The organism is Komagataeibacter xylinus, from assembly GCF_009834365.1.
GTDB lineage: Bacteria > Pseudomonadota > Alphaproteobacteria > Acetobacterales > Acetobacteraceae > Komagataeibacter > Komagataeibacter xylinus_D.
Window position 1 is genome coordinate 3,108,700 of the sequence record NZ_CP041348.1, and the last position, 17,734, is coordinate 3,126,433.

General features: G+C 61.0%; 16 protein-coding genes. 10 read left to right on the forward strand and 6 right to left on the reverse strand.

Annotated elements, in window-relative coordinates; translation table 11 throughout:
* Positions 1 to 45 precede the first annotated feature (45 nt).
* The 3 genes from FMA36_RS14975 (at position 46) to FMA36_RS14985 (ending at position 2,636) form a co-directional block, all read left to right on the forward strand.
* Positions 46 to 366, forward strand: a complete 321-nt coding sequence (locus FMA36_RS14975) for an Rdx family protein (protein WP_159263101.1) — start codon at positions 46 to 48, stop codon at positions 364 to 366.
* Between the two features lie 120 nt (positions 367 to 486).
* Positions 487 to 870 carry a DUF4112 domain-containing protein gene (locus tag FMA36_RS14980; protein WP_159263102.1) on the forward strand — a complete coding sequence of 128 codons (384 nt, stop codon included), beginning with the start codon at positions 487 to 489 and terminating at the stop codon, positions 868 to 870.
* Positions 871 to 1,019: 149 nt separating this feature from the next.
* Positions 1,020 to 2,636, forward strand: coding sequence for a glycosyltransferase family 9 protein (locus FMA36_RS14985; RefSeq protein ID WP_240906393.1), 1,617 nt, complete (start codon positions 1,020 to 1,022; stop codon positions 2,634 to 2,636).
* 132 nt (positions 2,637 to 2,768) lie between these two features.
* Here FMA36_RS14985 and FMA36_RS14990 read toward each other — a convergent pair whose 3' ends face one another.
* Together FMA36_RS14990 and FMA36_RS14995 are read right to left on the reverse strand one after the other, a co-directional pair.
* Positions 2,769 to 3,377 carry a nitroreductase family protein gene (locus FMA36_RS14990; RefSeq protein ID WP_159263103.1) on the reverse strand — a complete coding sequence of 203 codons (609 nt, stop codon included), beginning with the start codon at positions 3,375 to 3,377 and terminating at the stop codon, positions 2,769 to 2,771.
* An 80-nt stretch (positions 3,378 to 3,457) separates the two neighbouring features.
* Positions 3,458 to 4,879, reverse strand: a complete 1,422-nt coding sequence (locus FMA36_RS14995) for an FAD-binding oxidoreductase (RefSeq protein ID WP_159263104.1) — start codon at positions 4,877 to 4,879, stop codon at positions 3,458 to 3,460.
* Between the two features lie 192 nt (positions 4,880 to 5,071).
* Between FMA36_RS14995 and FMA36_RS15000 the strand changes: the two genes are divergently transcribed.
* Entirely contained in the window at positions 5,072 to 6,007 is a 936-nt protein-coding gene (locus tag FMA36_RS15000; protein WP_159263105.1) for a DMT family transporter, read from the forward strand.
* Positions 6,008 to 6,032: 25 nt separating this feature from the next.
* Here the strand turns inward: FMA36_RS15000 and FMA36_RS15005 are convergent, their stop codons facing one another.
* Positions 6,033 to 6,974 carry an AEC family transporter gene (locus FMA36_RS15005; protein ID WP_159263106.1) on the reverse strand — a complete coding sequence of 314 codons (942 nt, stop codon included), beginning with the start codon at positions 6,972 to 6,974 and terminating at the stop codon, positions 6,033 to 6,035.
* Between the two features lie 332 nt (positions 6,975 to 7,306).
* Between FMA36_RS15005 and FMA36_RS15010 the strand changes: the two genes are divergently transcribed.
* Both FMA36_RS15010 and FMA36_RS15015 read left to right on the forward strand, forming a co-directional pair.
* Entirely contained in the window at positions 7,307 to 8,890 is a 1,584-nt protein-coding gene (locus FMA36_RS15010; RefSeq protein ID WP_159263107.1) for a phosphoethanolamine transferase, read from the forward strand.
* Between the two features lie 340 nt (positions 8,891 to 9,230).
* Entirely contained in the window at positions 9,231 to 11,252 is a 2,022-nt protein-coding gene (locus tag FMA36_RS15015) for an acyltransferase family protein (RefSeq protein WP_159263108.1), read from the forward strand.
* 179 nt (positions 11,253 to 11,431) lie between these two features.
* On the opposite strand, the gene FMA36_RS15020 is transcribed toward FMA36_RS15015, so the two are convergent.
* Positions 11,432 to 11,800 (reverse strand): hypothetical protein, encoded by a 369-nt coding sequence (locus FMA36_RS15020; RefSeq protein WP_159263109.1) that lies wholly within the window; start codon positions 11,798 to 11,800, stop codon positions 11,432 to 11,434.
* Between FMA36_RS15020 and FMA36_RS15025 the strand changes: the two genes are divergently transcribed.
* On the forward strand, positions 11,784 to 13,295 hold the full coding sequence (locus FMA36_RS15025; protein ID WP_159263110.1) for an aldehyde dehydrogenase family protein: 1,512 nt from the start codon (positions 11,784 to 11,786) through the stop codon (positions 13,293 to 13,295). The two genes, FMA36_RS15020 and FMA36_RS15025, sit on opposite strands and share 17 nt — an antisense overlap.
* 205 nt (positions 13,296 to 13,500) lie before the next feature.
* On the forward strand, positions 13,501 to 14,781 hold the full coding sequence (locus FMA36_RS15030; protein WP_159263111.1) for an NAD(P)/FAD-dependent oxidoreductase: 1,281 nt from the start codon (positions 13,501 to 13,503) through the stop codon (positions 14,779 to 14,781).
* 138 nt (positions 14,782 to 14,919) lie between these two features.
* Here FMA36_RS15030 and FMA36_RS15035 read toward each other — a convergent pair whose 3' ends face one another.
* Positions 14,920 to 15,555, reverse strand: a complete 636-nt coding sequence (locus tag FMA36_RS15035; protein WP_159263112.1) for a TetR/AcrR family transcriptional regulator — start codon at positions 15,553 to 15,555, stop codon at positions 14,920 to 14,922.
* A gap of 82 nt (positions 15,556 to 15,637) precedes the next feature.
* Positions 15,638 to 16,312: a DUF1868 domain-containing protein gene (locus FMA36_RS15040; protein ID WP_159263113.1), complete on the reverse strand. Its 675-nt coding sequence runs from the start codon at positions 16,310 to 16,312 to the stop codon at positions 15,638 to 15,640.
* A 104-nt stretch (positions 16,313 to 16,416) separates the two neighbouring features.
* On the opposite strand from FMA36_RS15040, the gene FMA36_RS19785 reads away from it, so the two are divergent.
* Both FMA36_RS19785 and FMA36_RS15045 read left to right on the forward strand, forming a co-directional pair.
* On the forward strand, positions 16,417 to 16,551 hold the full coding sequence (locus FMA36_RS19785) for a hypothetical protein (RefSeq protein WP_276612587.1): 135 nt from the start codon (positions 16,417 to 16,419) through the stop codon (positions 16,549 to 16,551).
* A complete protein-coding gene (locus FMA36_RS15045; protein ID WP_159263114.1) occupies positions 16,548 to 17,729 on the forward strand; it encodes a lipase family protein in 1,182 nt (393 codons plus the stop codon). Before FMA36_RS19785 ends, FMA36_RS15045 begins: the two co-directional genes overlap by 4 nt.
* Positions 17,730 to 17,734 lie beyond the last annotated feature (5 nt).

Sequence of the window (17,734 nt, forward strand, 5' to 3'; positions counted from 1 at the left end):
AGCCGGGCGGCTCCGTCCGGCTGGATGAGACAGGATTAACGCCCCATGACAGACCCGATCCCCACGACCGACCGCCCCGACATTTCCATCCTGTACTGCACGCGCTGCAACTGGCTGCTGCGTGCTGCTTGGATGGCGCAGGAACTGCTCTCCACCTTTGGGGAGGAACTGGGCAGTGTCAGCCTCATCCCCGCAAGCGGCGGCCGGTTCGAGGTTACGGTCAACAGCCAGCTTGTATGGGAGCGCAAGCGCGATGGCGGCTTTCCCGGTCCGAAGGAACTCAAGCAGCGCGTGCGCGACGTGATCGCGCCGGGGCGCGACATGGGCCATATCGATCGCGACGGCGGCGCGTCCGGTCAAGGGTGAGGCCGGGCTTTGGGGAGCGTTTTGAAAAAAGCCTTACCAAAAACTTTTCTCCATTTTTAAAGCGTGCGGCCTGATGCCAGCCGCATTGTAACGCCTCATGGCACACCCCATAATATCGCTATGAACGCTTTTGCTTCTTCGGCCGCCAGCGCGCGGCCCGCCGATATCCGTGCTGAAGTTGCACGGCTGCGGAAACTGGCGACCCTGCTCGATGCCGCCTTCCGTATTCCCGGCACGAAGGCTCGCTGGGGGCTTGATACGGTGATCGGGCTGCTGCCCGTAGGCGGCACGGCGATCATGGTCATCCCCTCCCTCTACATCATCTGGAAAAGCTGGACGCTCGGTGCCAGCCAGCCGGTGCTGGCCCGCATGCTGGTCAATGTGCTGATCGAGGCGGCGGCTGATCTCGTGCCCGTGCTGGGCGATATATTTGATACCGCCTTCAAGGCCGACCTGCGCAACGTGGCCCTGCTGGAAGCACATCTGGGCCTGACCACGCCCTAGACGTGCGTGGCAGGAGCGCTAGACTATGCGCCCTGCATCCCTGACTTCAAAGAAATCCGCCCCATGCCTTTCTCCTTTCTCCGTGCCGCACAGGCGGGCCAGCTCAGGGCCCGCGCCTGCCCTGTCGCATGGCGTGGCCATGGCGCGGCATGAACAAGAAAGCCCCCCGCATGGTCACCGCAACCAACGCCATGCTTGCCGATGCGCTCGGCCTGCTGCGCCAGGGCCAGTTCGCCCGGGCCCGTGCCGTGCTGGAAAGCTGCACCCCCTCCCCCAATGTCGAGCTGCTGCTGGCCCATGCCCATGCAGGGTGCAACCGGGTGCAGGAGGCGGCCCGCCTGCTGTGCCGGCAGGCCGTGGCCAATCCCGGCGCCCGCCACCCGGCACGCGACATGCTCGACCTGCTGCTGCCCCATGAGCGCGTGGATGAGGCCGAAGCCGTGCTGCGCGCCGTGCGCCAGCGCGCGGGGCAGGATATCCGCACGCACGACATGCTGGGCGAACTGCTGCTGCAACGCGGCCGCACGGCGGAAGCACAGGCCGTGCTGACCGATGGGCTGAGCCTGTCACCCGCCCAGCTTACCACCGGCAACCTCATGGCCGTCTGCCTGATGGAACAGGGCGAATACGCCTCCGGGCGCGACCTGCTGCTTTACATTCTGGAGCATCACCCCCGCAGCGCCATGACGCATGCCAACCTCGCCCACCTGCTGGCGGGCTGGAACCATACCGATGAGTCGCTCAGGGTTCACGCCCGCGCCCTCGCTCTCCGCCCCGATGACGCCAATCTGCGCCTGAACCATGCCCTGACCCTGCTCAAGAGCGGGCAGATGACCAGAGGCTGGGCCGAATATGAATGGCGGCGCAAACTTCCCGGTCGCGCGCGCCTGCCTGCAGCACAGACCCTGCCCGTGCTGGAGCCGGATGCCGACCTGCGGGGCAAGACCATCCTCATCACGCGCGAAGGGGGCTTGGGCGACATGCTGATGATGCTGCGCTTCGTGCCGGTGCTGGCGGCCCTGGGCGCACGGGTGAGCGTGCAGGCCCCCGACACGCTGCACGGCCTGATCCGCCGCATGGATGGCGTGCGCCGCGTGTTCAATGACCGCCAGTCCGTGCCATTTTATGACTGGCACTGCCCTTTCCTCAGCCTGCCGCATGTGCTGCACCGCATCGCGGGCCATGCAGGTGTTGCGGTGCCCTACCTGCGTGCCGATGCGGGGCGCGTGCAGGCCTGGGCGCCCTTCCTGCCCGCACGCCCCACCTTGCGGGTGGGGCTGGTATGGGGCGGGGCCAGCAGGCCCGACGTGCCCGCAGCCCACGCCATGGATCGCAGGCGCTCCATCCCGCTGCGCAGCCTGGCGCCACTGGCGGGCGTGCCCGGCATCTCGCTGGTCAGCCTGCAGATGGGCACCTACGCCACGCAGATGATGGACATGCCCGCCGGCATGCGCCTGCATGACCCCATGGAAACCGTACGGGACATGGATGATACGGCAGCCCTCATCGCAGGGCTCGACGTGGTGGTGTCGGTCGATACGTCGGTCGCCCACCTTGCCGGTGCGCTGGGCTGCCCGGTCATATTGCTGGACCGGTTTGACAATTGCTGGCGCTGGCTTTCGGGTCGCACCGACAGCCCGTGGTACCCCACCCTGCGCATCATCCGCCAGATCCGCACCGGGCAGTGGGATGATGTCGTCCGCCGCCTGTGCAGCATGCTGGCCAAGCGCGACCTGCCGCCCTCGCGCCAGCAACCGGCCTCCTGAACGCGACCCGCACCCATATGACCGGCAAGGTGCATGATTGTTTCAAAATAACCCGCGCCGTCGGGCGTGCGCCTTAAAGCCTGCCCAAAAAAAACATCGCTATGATTTGCGCGATGTAGTGCAGGCAGCCCGTCAGCCATCTGCCCCTGTTACGGGAAAGCGACCGGCAAAAGCAATTTCACCCAATGGTTTACGGCCCGAGGGCGCCTCACGCCCGCGCAACGATTCAGGCAGGGCCTGTGCATCGCCCTGCCGCCCGATCACGAGAGCGGCGTTCAGGGCATAGTCATCGGGCAGCTCAAGGCCGGAGCGGGCGACTTCGTGGTCAAATCCGCTGACGGGATGCGTGGCCCAGCCCGCCTTGCTGGCCTGAAGCTGGATCAGCACCGAAGCGGCGCCCGCATCAAATGCATGGGTCGGGGCGGGCACAGGCTCGGCCTGCCCACCCCCCATAACGGTGTGGGATGCGATATAGACCAGGGCGGATGCATGCTGCGCCCAGCCATGGTTGAACGGGATCAGCCATGACAGGAACCGCTCCCATTCCGGCGTATCGCGCCGGGCATAAATGAAGCGCCAGGGCTGCGAATTATAGGCTGATGGCGCCCAGCGCCCGGCATCGAGAAAGGCCAGCAGTTCCGCCTCGGCGATCGGGGCGGGCGTAAAGGCGCGGGGCGACCAGCGGTCCAGGATCAGGCGCTCGACCGAGGTATCGGACTGGCGTTCGGGTGCTTTGGTCATGAGAATCCTGTTTTCAATACCATCGAAAATACACGTTCAGCCCAGAAATGCGAGATACGGGCAGACATGCTGCCCGGCCCCTATCCCTGATAAACCGGCCCCGGCGGCAGCAGCTTGCCGGGGTTGAGAATGTTGAGCGGGTCCATGGTGTGCTTGAGCGCGCGCATGACCGCGAGCGTGCCAGCACCATGCTCGGTCTCGAGAAATTCCAGCTTGCCCATGCCCACGCCGTGCTCGCCGCTGCATGAGCCACCGAGCGCCAGCGCCCGGTGCACGATCCTGCGGTCAAGGTCGAGCGCGCGGGCATGGCCCTCGGGCGTATCTTCGGTGATGATGAGGGAGTGGAAATTGCCATCGCCCACATGCCCCAGCAGCGGCACCCGCAGGCCGGAGGCGGCGATCTCTTCCCGCACCCCTGCAATCAGGTCGCCAAGCTTCGAGATGGGCACGATGCAGTCGGTTGAAATGACGCGGGCGGTGGGCTCGATGGCCTTGGCGGCCCAGAAGGCATCGTGCCGGGCCTTCCACAACCGCGTGCGCTCCTCCGCCGTGTCAGCCCAGGCAAAGGCCAGCCCGTTATTGGACAGGGCAATGGCCTCGGTTGCCGCCACCTGCTCCTGCACGCTTGCGGGAGCCCCCCCGAACTCAAAAAACAGCGTGGTGAGATCCTGATAGCCATCAAGCTTCGAGTAACGGATCGAGGCCGCCATCTGCACGTCATCAAGCAGTTCCACCCGGCTGATGGGAATGCCGCACTGGATGATCTCGATGGCGGTCTGCACCGCGTCATTGAGGTCGGCAAACTGGCACACGGCAGCGGAAAGGGTTTCGGGCCGGCCATGCAGGCGCAACTGCACCTCGGTAATGATGCCCAGCGTGCCTTCCGAGCCGATGAACAGCGATGTCAGGTCATAACCGGTGGACGACTTGCGCACTCGCCCGCCGGTGCGGATCACCTCGCCCGTGGCCAGCACCACGGTCAGGCCGAGCACGTTCTCCTTCATGGTGCCATAGCGCACGGCGGCCGTGCCCGAGGCCCGCGTGGCGCACATGCCGCCCAGCGTGGCCTCGCCACCCGGATCAACCGGAAAGAACAGCCCCGTATCGCGGATCCGGGCATTGAGCGCCTGCCGCGTCAGCCCGGCCTGCACGCGGCAGTCCAGATCCTCGGCGTTCATCTCGACGATGGCGGTCATCTCGGAAAGATCGAGGCTGATGGCGTGTTCGGCAGGTGTGACGTGCCCTTCAACTGACGTGCCGGCCCCAAAGGCCACCAGTGGCACCGCATTGGCATGGCAGGCACGCAGCACGGTAGCCACATCTTCCGTCTTGCGCGCGAAGACCACGGCGCCGGGCAAGCAGGCAGCCTCCATGGCCTCGCCATGGCTGTGGGCCTCAAGCACGGAGGGCGACGTGCTGACCTGTGCCGCAAGCCCGCCTGCGCGGATGGTGGTCAGGGCGGCCTGAAGCCGGGCTGCGGGCGAGACGGGCGTGTCAGTCATGCAGAATGTCCAGGTAGAAAATCAAACAGGTCGCCTTAGTGTAACAGCATATCGCAGCACACGGCCAGATGGGGCGGCTGGTGGGCCAGCATGCCCATCATGCCTGTTTTTTCAGGCATCTGCAGGCAACCAGCTCTTGCGCCTGCCCCCCTATGATGCCCAAATGCACGCCGCAAAAACGGGGGGAAACAGATGAACATGGCCTTTCTTACCTCGGGCATGATGCTGGCCTTTGCCGCATTTTCCTCGTTCTCGATCAGTGATGCCTATTCCAAGCTGCTCGCAGGCCAGCTTGACCCGTTCGAAGTTGCCTTCTCCGGTGGTGTGTTCGGCTTTCTCATCATTCCGTTCATCCGCAACAAAAACGAATCCTACAAGGACATCTTTGCCCCCACCCATCCGCTGATGTGGATAGTGCGCGCGGTCGCTACCTTTGCCGCGACGGCCGCCAGCGTTGAGGCCTTCATGCTGCTGCCCATGCCTGAGGCGCTCTCGCTCATGTTCCTCATGCCACTTTTTGTCACCATCCTGTCCGTGACGCTGCTGCATGAGAAAGTATCGGGCTGGGCGTGGCTTTCGGTCATACTGGGTTTTCTGGGCGTGCTGATCGTGCTGCGGCCGGGCGTGCGGGCGCTGCATCTTGGGCATCTGTGCGCGCTGGTGGCCGCCATTGCCAACGCCGTGGGGGTGATCGCCTACCGGCTGGCGGGCAATGACACGCCCCGGCTCTCGCTGTTCGGCTCCAGCCTGTTCGGCCCGCTGGTGGGCGATGGCGCGCTGATGCTGGCCCATGCGCACTGGCCGCACGGGCTGAAAACATGGATGTTTCTGTTCGGCTACGGCTTTCTGGCAGCCCTTGGCCAGTTGTTCATGATGATGGCTACTGCGCGCGCGCCTGCAAACCGCGTGGCCCTGCCCCAGTACAGCCAGATGCTGTGGGCGGTGGCATTCAGCTACTTCCTGTTTCATCAGCCGCTTGATGGATGGACCTTCGCGGGCATTGTCGTGGTCACGCTATCGGGCATGATCAACTGGATCCGCCAGCATGTCCTTTATGAAGAACTGGTGCTGAAGGCACGCCGCGCCGCCCGGCGGCGGGCCGAGGCCTATACGCCTGATCCGGGCTGAAGGCGGCCCGCCTCATACGGGCGGATCAATGTTGCGTGGTGAGCAGGATAAACAGCACCATGGTCAGCACGGAGGTCACCGCGCTGAGAAACAGGGTTGAGGCCGCCTCCTGCTCATCGGTCCTGAAACGGACCGCGAGAATGACCACGACCGTGCCCACGGGGATGGATAGCGTCAGCACGGTGGCGCGGATGACATCATGCGGCAGGCCCAGCACCGTCAGCACCAGCCACGCCCCGGCGGGCACGACAATGTTGCGCGCGAGCACCGTCATCACCACCGGCAGCGTAATATGCACGCGCTGCAAAAACAGCACCACGCCCGACGCAAACAGCGCAACACCCGTAGCGGTATTGCCCAGCAGGCCCATGGCGCCGAGCAGCGACGGGGGCAGATGTACGTTCAGCACCACCAGAGCCGTAGCCAGAAGCGGCGCCCACACGATCGGCTCTTTCAGCGCGGCACCCACCTGCCCCGTGAAACGGATCGGTGCGCCATCCGCAACCGTTGCATCATGGCCCAGCATCATCATGCATACCGGCGTCTGGACCAGCACCATGGCGAAGACCGCGGCCGATATGGCAACCGCCGTGCTGTCATGCCCGATCAGGACCGGCAGCATGGCGGAACCGATAAAGGGCACCGAGGGCGCGCCAATGGCCAGCCCCTGCAGCGCCGCCGCCGCCCCGCCACGACGCGCCACATACCGCGACACCCCGTACGCCACGGCAAAACTGGCGCACATGAGCCCGAAAACCGAGGCCGCCAGAGGCATCTGGCCTGCAAGGATGGTGCGCGGCATGTGGGCGATACCCACGAACAGGTTGAGCGGAAACGCATAAAGCATGACCAGCCGGTTGAGAACGGCGACATGATTACCATCAAAATCATGGTGCCACCCGGCGCGATACCCCAGCACAAATACCACAATAAGGGGCAGCATCGCGGCAATAATGGTCGAAAACATGGAATGAAACGGCCTTATCCTACGTGCACCTCCGTCATGCCTGACTGGGGAGCTGCCAAAAACAATCCTGAGCAGACCTGTGCGGATAAGGCAATGGCATCCCCGCTCAGGGATCTTCATTGTCCGGCCTGGCAGAAGATGATGCCTGCAGTACGAACAATATTTTTCCTTATGGGAAATACGGTTCAAAACATTTAATTAATAAATAAAATGAATAAAAATATCGATAATTATTATTTTTTTCACGTTGACATGATACATTTCATAACATATGGAAACGTTTTGACACAAAATTGTGAATGGGCTGAAAAATTTACAATAATAAAAGAATAGTGCTTATTTCTATTATTAGTATTATTTACTTTGTGATAGAACTGTATATTGCACAGCATACGTATGGGCGTCATCCTCGCAACTTTACAATATTGATGATTTCATTGCCTGTTCTGTTCTTCAGCTGCGGGCGGGTTGGCAGTTTATTACTCAATACAATATTTTTGGTAATTCTACTCATTGATGGCTATGTCACGTATACCTGCAAGCTGGTCGTCGATAGCACACTTGATGCCATTATTGGCACAAACCCGCACGAAGCCGCTTCCATGCTGGGCATGGTGCATTGGCCTGCCTATATCGTAGCCTTTCTACTATTTTGCGGGGTGGCTACCCTGTCATGGCGACTGGGCCGGTGGAACGGACGCATGATCATGATTGCGCTTATACCACTCCTCCTGTCTGGATTTCATGACATATGGAAAGTCTATTCCAATATAAAACCCTTCATGACCACAACATGGAGTGATCGTGGATATCGTGAATGGATGGCATCAATCTTACGGAACAATGCACCAGGCGTGATGGGAGATATTGCCTATATTGGTGTAATCATTAGTGAACAGACTGGCATAGCAGACAGGCGATACAGGGTCATACCTCACACAATGACTGACCCTCAGGTAATTGGCAGGCATGCAGGCAGGGTGCATAACATTATCTTTGTCATGGGCGAGTCCTCACTTGCAACGCATTACAGCGTATATGGCTACAAGGAACAGGACACCACACCCAACCTGCAGAACATGACCACGACAAAGCAGCTCTGCACCCTGTCGAATGTCCATTCCAACGCCAACATGACCCGCAATTCGGTTCCCATGACCTTTTCATTCCAGACACCCGAAAACCGTGGAGCGCTGGTCGATGAAAAAAACATAATCGAAATGGCGCACGATAATGGCTACAAGACCTTCTGGATCTCGTCACAGGAAGGTACGGGTGTTTATGCCCGCCCCTTTGGTTACCTGTCGGAATATAGCGATTATACGACCCGATCAGACTATAATAACCAGACCAGTGGCGTGAACTGGACCGATGAATCCCTCATCCCGGCGCTGGCAGACAAGTTGCAGGACCCGGCAGAATACAAACTCTATGTCATCCATATCATGGGAAGCCATGGGCGATATGAGGACAAGATTATCCGCAGCGATGTCGAAGCCCTCCCCAATGCTGATGCATATGACCAGAGCATTCACCATACGGACAGCCTCCTGCAGCGCATCATGGCCATGGCAGCAGCAGACCTTGGTGATTACACGCTGCTCTATACTTCAGATCATGGAGAAGTCGTGGGCGTAGGTCACGCATTACAATATGGTGGTTATGACCAGTACATCGTCCCCATGATCATTCATGACAGCAACGGTAGGGGCACTTACTGCGACATGGCCGAGCACATGCGCAACCAGGACGGATATTATACATCCATCATGAACAAATACCTGTTGCTGAACATGCTGGGCTATGACATTGACCCTGCCGCCATAAAGTCCGTCCAAAGTACAGACCATATACTTCATTCCGATGCAAAAATATATGATTACAGCAAGCTACCTACTGCACAGCATCCCCACTGATCTGCAGATCGTAAACGCACGGTTCTGAATACGTTGTGAAAATGCAGATATCGTTCTCGCATCCATGGCAGCCCGAACAGGCGGACTGCCATGTGCGCGGCATGTCAGATGACAGCATCATGGGCATTCCTCATATCTTCATGCCCCCATACGGATCCCAAGCATCTTTGCAAGAATTCCAAATCTTCCTTCATACATCAACAAAAATCATTAAATGAACTTCACGTGATGAACGTGCAGGCCAAAACCCGCCAATAATTCTGGCGTTTGCGTGCAGCTATTCCCTTCCCTCTGAACCGTGCCTGCGCACTGTTCACATCTGCACGAAAAGAGCCAGCCCATGGCCCCTGATCCTTCCCGCCGATACCGCCGCGATATTGATGGCCTGCGCGCCATTGCCGTGACCGCCGTGGTCCTGTTCCATGCTGGCCTTTACCCGCTGAAATCGGGCTTTACCGGTGTGGACATCTTTTTCGTCATTTCCGGCTTTCTCATAGGTGGCATCGTGTACCGCGATGTGGGGTCGGGGCGCTTTCGCTTCGATGCCTTCTATGCCCGGCGCGCCGCCCGCATCCTGCCAGCACTCATGGCCGTGATCGCCTTTGTCACGATCCTTGGCATCGTGCTGGCAAGCCCGCAGGACTACAGGCAGATTGCAATCGGGGCGATGGCGGCCCTGAGCGGATGGTCCAACATCCTGTTCTGGCGGCAGGTGAACTATTTCTCGCCCGATGCCCATCTTGATCCGTTTCTCATGACATGGTCACTCGGTGTGGAAGAGCAGTTCTACCTGCTTTTTCCCTTTCTGTTACTTGCGCTGCGCCGCATGCAGCGCCCTTTCGTGCTTGGGGTTATTGGCGCGCTCTGCCTTGGCTCCCTCGCCCTGGCCGTCATCGGCATGGGCCGCTGGCCCACGGCGGTCTTCTATCTTCTGCCCACGCGGGCATGGGAACTCGGGGCCGGAACCTTCCTGGCCATCGCCCGTTCGCGGGCAACAAAACCCCTGCCCGCCCTGCCTGCCAACATACTGGGCTTTGCGGGTATCGGGCTTGTCGTGCTGTCCGTCTGTCTCTTTAACGAACATACGCCCTTCCCCGGTCTCGCTGCACTGCTGCCGGTGGGGGGCGCGCTGGCGCTCATACTGGCGGAAGGCAGTGTTTTCAACCGCTTCGTCCTGTCCGCGCGCCCATTCGTAGCGGTGGGGCTCATTTCCTATTCATGGTATCTGTGGCACTGGCCGCTCATGGCGTTGACATGGCTGTGCATGGCGCAGCCCGCCGGGCCCGCGCAGCTTGTGGTCGTGGCATTCGTATCACTCGGGCTGGCCGTGCTGTCATGGCGCTATATCGAACAGCCCTTCCGCCATGCCCGCCTGCCCAGCCGCACGGTCCTGCTGCGCTATGGCAGCGCTACCGCATTGTGCGGAGTTGGCCTGTCAGCCATTTACATCAGCCACGGCTTTCCCGCCCGCTTCAACCCCGCCCTTATGGTGACAGAAGCTAGCCTGGCGGCAGGACGGGGCGGGTCATGCCTGGCCAATTATGGCGATGCCCGGCCCAATACCAGCCTCGCCTGCATGCACGATACCGGACGCCTGCAGATAGCCCTGCTGGGCGATAGCCACGCAGCCGCCCTTGCCCCCGCCCTTGCCCGCGCCGCGCGCGAAGGCGGGTATGATTTTACGCAATTCACCAAATCCTCCTGCCCGCCGCTGATGGGGGCCACGCGCCTCATGCCGCAGCATCCGGGCCATGTTGCCACCTGCGCGCTCTATAACGAGCGCGCCATAACAATGGTGGCCAGCAACCCTGAAGTGCAGCTGGTGGTCCTGACCAGCTACTGGTCCGCCCCCTACGAGGCCGAGGCGGCAGGTGACGCCTATGTTGACCCGCAACATCCGGTAGATGATGGCGTGTTGGCTGGTATCGCCCGCATGCGTGCCGCCCTGATCCGCACCGAAACCATCCTGACTCACGCAGGCAAGAAAGTGATCGTGCTGGGCGATGCACCCCATTTCCGCCTCGACCCCGCGCGTGAGGCAGTTACGGCGTTCATGCCCGTGCGCTCATGGCTTGAACACCAGCTTGACCCCGGTCTCGCGCTTGCCGGGGGGATCGCGCCCCTGTCCTGGGTCGTAACGCCTTCCCGTTCCATTGAAGATGCCGTGCATACGGCCGCCACCACGATTGGCGGCATAACCTATGCTTCTTTATATGAGCGCTTCTGCACGCCCCAGGGGTGCCGGTTCAGCCGTGAGGCCGCCTCGCTCTATGTCGACTCCCAGCACCTGTCAGACGTGGGGGGTGAATTCGCCCTCAATGCTCTGATCAATGTCGCGCCCTCCACAATGGCGGACAAGTAAACAGAACTGTCTGTCCACGCTATTTCCTTCACGCCCACCTCTGCCAGAACAGCCACGCCCGTCGTGGCTGTTCTGGTATGGATCATATCGCATCTCGCTGTTCCGATGCAGGGAAGAGCGCATGAAAACATAAAATATTTCCTTTTTGATAATTGTTTAACATATTGATTTATATAAGTTTACACTCCGGTTCTAATGGCACTTGATGCACATATCACGGTTACGTTACCGTTCTCTCCCTTGCGTGAGGGGGTGCGTCTATATATCAATGAATACAGATGATTCTCCGGCTTTCCACCGGGGCATATCCAGAACTGTCCGGTTTGCAGGAAAGGCATAGACTTATGCTTTACACGATCATGAGAATGAATTTCCGAATATCCGGCATTCTGGAACATCATAATAAGTAAAAACAAACAAAAACGAAAAATTTTTACTGTATTTTCTTCGCGCCGGGCTTCCTGCATTGCGCGTAATGCACTTTTGCGCCCCGGCTTGATGAATACACCATTACCCTGAAGGAAAATCACCGTGTCAGCAGACAGCATCACGGCGGCCCCGCCGTTCAAGTCCCGTTATGGTAACTATATTGGTGGCAAATGGGTTGCCCCCGTCGATGGTCATTACCTGACCAACACCTCCCCCGTTGATGGCCGCGTGCTGTGCGAAGTCCCCGCTTCCACCGCAGCCGACGTGGAGCTGGCACTCGATGCAGCCCACAAGGCAAAAAAAGCCTGGGGCGAGATGGCGCCTGCCGACCGCGCGCTGATCCTGCTCAAGGCAGCCGATGTCATGGAGAAGAACCTCGACCTGCTCGCCCGGGCCGAGACATGGGACAACGGCAAGCCCATCCGTGAAACCCTGACCGCCGACATCCCGCTGGCAATCGACCATTTCCGCTACTTCGCTGGCTGCATCCGCGCCCAGGAAGGTACGCTGAGCGAGATCGACGCGACCACCATCGCCTACCACTTCCATGAGCCGCTTGGCGTCGTGGCGCAGATCATTCCGTGGAACTTCCCGCTGCTCATGGGTTCGTGGAAGCTGGCACCTGCGCTGGTTGCCGGTAACTGCGTGGTCATGAAGCCTGCCGAGAGCACGCCTGCTTCCATGCTGGTGCTGATGGAACTGATCGGTGACCTGTTCCCGCCCGGCACGCTGAACATTGTCAACGGCCTGGGCAAGGATGTAGGCGCGGCGCTTTCCAACAGCGACCGCATTGCCAAGATCGCCTTCACCGGTTCCACCCCCACCGGCAAGATGATCGCGCACGCTGCTGCCGAGCACCTGATCCCGGCAACGCTGGAGCTGGGCGGCAAGTCGCCGAACATCTTCTTCGCCGACATCATGGACAAGGACGACGATTACCTCGACAAGGCGATCGAAGGCTTCACCATGTTTGCCCTCAACCAGGGCCAGATCTGCTCCTGCCCCAGCCGCGCGCTGGTGCATGAATCGATCTATGAGAAGTTCATGGAACTTGCCCTGCCCCGCATCAAGGCGATCCGCCAGGGCAACCCGCTTGATCCCAACACCATGATGGGCGCGCAGAACTCGCACGGCCATCAGGAAAAGATCCTGTCCTACATCGACATCGGCAAGGGTGAAGGCGCCCAGCTGCTGACCGGTGGCGGCCGCCCCGACCTTGGTGGCGACCTGAACAACGGGTGCTACGTGCAGCCGACCGTGTTCAAGGGCAACAACAAGATGCGCATCTTCCAGGAAGAGATCTTTGGCCCCGTTCTGGCCGTGACCACTTTCAAGACGGAAGAAGAAGCGCTGGCCATCGCCAACGACACCCCCTTCGGCCTCGGCTCGGGTGTGTGGAGCCGCGATGCCAACACATGCTACCGCATGGGCCGCGGCCTTGAAGCCGGTCGCGTGTGGGTCAACTGCTACCACGTCTACCCGGCGCATGCCGCCTTTGGTGGCTACAAGAAGTCCGGCATCGGGCGCGAGACCCACAAGATGGTGCTCGAGCACTACCAGCAGACCAAGAACATGCTGGTCAGCTACAGCGAAAAGAAGCGCGGCTTCTTTTGATCCGCTGAGGGGGTGAAAAACCCCCTGGCCCCCAGGGCAGGGCGCGGCGGTCGGGCTGGTTTACCGGGCCGGCCGCCGTGTTCCATTGTCCGGGCCATTCGCGTCGGGCCCGCGGCAGGACAGTTTTCGATATTTCAGGATATGCGACAGGGTTTTTCCCACGGGACCGGGACACTGTGCGGCAGAAGTAAAAAAGAGGCATAGGATGGCACAAAAGTTTCGGGTCGTAATCGTAGGCGGTGGCGTGGCCGGTCTGGCGCTGGCAACCCGGCTGGGTGACAGTATCGGCAAATCGGGCCGCGCGGAAATTACGCTGGTCGATAAAAGCTTCGCGCATGTGTGGAAGCCCATGCTGCACTGCTTTGCCGCTGGCACCGCCGCCAACGAGAATGACCGCATCAGCTTCCTGTCGCAGGCAAGCCGCCATCATTTTGAATTCTGGCCCGGTGAGATCGCGGGCATGGACCGCAAGGCCAAGACCATTACGCTTGCCCCGGTTGTCGAGCCCACGGGCGAGGTGATCCTTGATGAACGCAAGCTGGAATATGACGCGCTGGTGCTGTCGATCGGCAGCCGCGCCAATGATTTCGGCACCCCCGGCGTTGCCGAGCACTGCCTGTTCATTGACAACCTGGTCGATGCCAACGGCTTTAACGACCGCTTCCGCATGGAACTGCTCAAGGCGTTCGGCAACAACGAGCAGCTTGACATTGCCATTGTAGGCGGTGGCGCCACCGGCACGCAGCTTGCCGCCGAACTGCACAAGGCGCTTGACCTCGCCTCGCTCTACAGCTTTGGCAAGAAGCCGCCCAAGCTGAACATTACCCTGCTTGAGGCAGGCCCCCGCATCCTGCCCGCCTTCCCCGAGGCGGTATCGGCTGCGGCCCAGAAGGAGCTTGAGGCGATTGGCGTCAAGGTCCAGACCTCGGCCATGGTCAGTGGTGCTGATGAAAAGGGCTTCATGCTCAAGGATGGCACCCGCATTCCCGCCACCCTGCGCGTCTGGGCCGCGGGCGTGAAGGCCCCGGACGTGACGCGCAAGTTTGGTGAACTCAAGCTGTCGCGCTCGGGCCAGCTTGAAGTGCGGCCTACGCTTCAGCTGGTGGAAGATGACAGCATCTTCGCCATGGGTGACTGCGCCTTCATTGCCGAAAAGCCCGTGGCCCCCACAGCCCAGGCCGCCCGCCAGCAGGCACACCACCTTGCGCGTTACATGCCTGCCTGGATTGGCGGCAAGGCGCTGCCGCCGTTTGCCTTCCACAACAAGGGCGCGGTTGTTGCGCTCGGCGATTATAACGGCTGGGGCACCTTCCCCGGTGGGCGCGTGTTTGGCGGTGGCTGGCTGCGTGGCATTACCGCGCGCATGGTGCATCTCATGCTGTATCGCCAGCATCAGTTTGAACTCTACGGCGTGTTCCGCGGCACCATGTCGTGCCTGGCAGACTGGCTGGACGTGTTCGTGCGCCCCTCCGTGCGGCTTGACTGAATCATACAGGTTTCAGGGAATACCGTCTTTTTTCAAAAAGGTGGCATTCCCCGAAGCTGTTTTGAAAACAGCTTTACCGAAAACGTTCTTGATGATTACTGAACCAGCAGGGCGGGCGCCATCAGGCCCCGCCCTTTTTTATGGTTCAGCCGGAGCGGGTGCGACCCATAACGAGGATTGCAGCGCGTAGGTGTTCTGTAGCAGTGGCACCAGCGCCGGTCGGCCCTTGAGCCGGATCCACTCATCAAGTGCCGTGCGAAAAATGGCAATGCCGCAGCGTGCCATGAGGCGGGCAGCGGTCTTGCGGTTCTTGCGCTCGGTAATGCGTTTGGCCAGCCCATCGGCCAGGCAGTCTTCCCACTTGCCGTATTTCTGCAGGCTCACGGTCTGGAGCGAGGGGGTTTTTTCAATCAGGAACACGAAGGCATAGGTGTCCTGCCGGTTGGCCGCGATACGCGGCACGAGCGAGGTGAAGGCGTGCATCATCGCATCGGCGGGGTGCATGTCGGCCGGGCAGGCCGCGAGTGCCTCGGTCAGGGTCTGGGTCATGCCACGCGTCCAGGCCAGCACGATGTCGCCCTTGGTCTCGAACATGCGGAACAGGGTGCGGCGCGAGACTTCAGCCGCATCGGCAATCTCGTCCACCGTTGTCTCGTCATATCCCTTGGCGGAGAACAGCCGCATTGCCTCGGCAATCAGCGTATTGCGCGCACGCGCCTGCTTGCGTTCGCGCAGGCCGGGCTTTGGCTGATCGTCAGGGGCGTCGGGCTTCATGCAATCTCCTTGTGGGCATTCCCATCATGCCGCAGGGTATTACGCATATTCAAGATGCGAGGAAGGGCAAAACGGTTTCCGGTTACGCCACAAGGAACTGGCGATGATAGGCATGCATGTCATCAAACAGGCAGAATTCCGGCGGCCCAAGATCGATTTCGGGCAGGCGCGCGGCCATCCGCCCCTGAAACTGCACCATCACATCCGCATAGTCACGGGCTTCACGCGCACTAAAACCCTGGATCCTGTAGCCGATGGTGGTGTGAAAAACATACCGGTCCAGCCAGGAATCATGCATGCCCAGATGGGCGGCAAGACCGTGGCGGAAGCGGCGCAGCGCAGTGGCGCCCTCCCGGTCCAATGCCTCAAGCCGTATGCGGCAGCCCTGCCTGTCGCGCAGCGGATCGGGGCGCGCGGGGCGCATGCGCAGGGGATGGGGCAGCCTGCCGGTAAAGGTTCGGAGCCTTTCTCCCACCCACGCGTCGCATTGCGGCATGGGGGTATCGCAGGCCAGGTCGCGCGGCCATGTGCGTTTGCCCCGGCGGGTATTGTTCAGCCCGTCAAAAACCGTCATGTGATAGCTGGAAGGCGGCAGGAGCGCGATTTTGGCGGCAAAATCGAACTGGCTCATCTGGCTGTGCAGATCAAGCATGGCGTGGAAAAACGCGCCGTCATGGGGCAGGTGGCAGATAACCGTATTGCCGGGAAAGTATCGGGGCCTGCCATCGGGATGGAATTTATTCTGATTGAACCGCACTGTTTTCTTCTCCTCCGGCTGGGCGCCATCCTTTCCCCGCCCCAGATCTGGGTTTTTACCGGCATTTTGCCGGGCAACCGCATGCTTTTACCGCAGGGGCAGGCATGCCCCGCACCGGACAGGCCAGCCTTTATTGCCGCCCGCCGCTTTACAGCGCCGTGATGGGCTGGGAATATGAACCTGACAGGGCAAATACCGCAACAGCCCCGCAGCCCCATGAAGGACTGATCTCGACATGACCCTGCCTGCCCGAATCCTTGGCACGCTCGTAGCCAGCGTGTGTCTGGCCGCCCCTGCCCTGCATGCCCGCGCGGCTGAAACCCCTGCCCGCCCCGGCACGCCTGTGGGCACGACCCTGCTGGCCCCGGCCCTGAGCCTGCCCGATGCGGGCCGCGCCGTGCGCCTGACCTATCTTTCAACCGATGGCGTAACCGGAAAGGGCACGGTGCCCGTTACGGCGGAAGTCATCCTGCCGCCGGGCAGGCCGCCAGCGGGCGGATGGCCCATCGTGGCCTGGGCACATGGCACCGTGGGCATCGGGCAGGCCTGCACGCCCTCGCTCCATCCCTATAGTGCGCGCAACAGCACATACCTGGCCGCGTGGATGAAGCGGGGCTTTGCCATCGTTGCCACCGATTATCAGGGGCTGGGCACGCCGGGGGTGCATCCTTACCTCAATACGCGCGTCGAGGCCTATAACGTGCTCGATGGCGTGCGCGCCGCTGTCAGCGCCGTGCCGGGGCTGAGCAACACGGTCATGATCGTGGGCCAATCGCAGGGTGGCGGGGCAGCCTTTGCTGCGGCGGCCTTTGCTGCCACCTATGCGCCGGATGTAAATATCCGTGGCACGGTGGCAACTGGCGTGCCCTACTTCACGCCCGAACTCGGCGCGCAACTGACCGCTGCCGCCCAGGCGGCAGGGCCCGTGAAGTATGACCCGCTTGTTGTCTACATGCTCTATCTCGGTGCCTCGCTGGCCGCGCGTGACCCTGCCTTCCACCCTGAAGAGGCCTTCACCCCCCGCGCCATGGCTGCCTATCATGCCGCATCAACCACCTGCGTGGGCGATATGGAGCAGAAGATCAGGGACGAAGGACTGACCGTGCCCAACGCCCTGCAACCGGGCTTCCCCAAGGCGCTGGCCCCGGCCTTTGCGGCCATGGCGTACCCTACCCTGAAGCTGGCCCAGCCGCTGTTCGTGGGCACGGGCACCGATGACCATGACGTGCCGCCCATGCTGCAGCTTTCACTGGTCAGGGCGGCCTGTGCCGCAGGCAGCACGGTTCAGGCACATCTGTACAAGGGGCTGGATCATTCACAGACCGTGAACGCCTCGCTGCCGGATTCCGCTGCCTTTACGCAGGCTGTCATGGCGGGCCAGCCGGTTACGCCCCAATGCGCGCCGGTGCCGCAGTAAGGCTG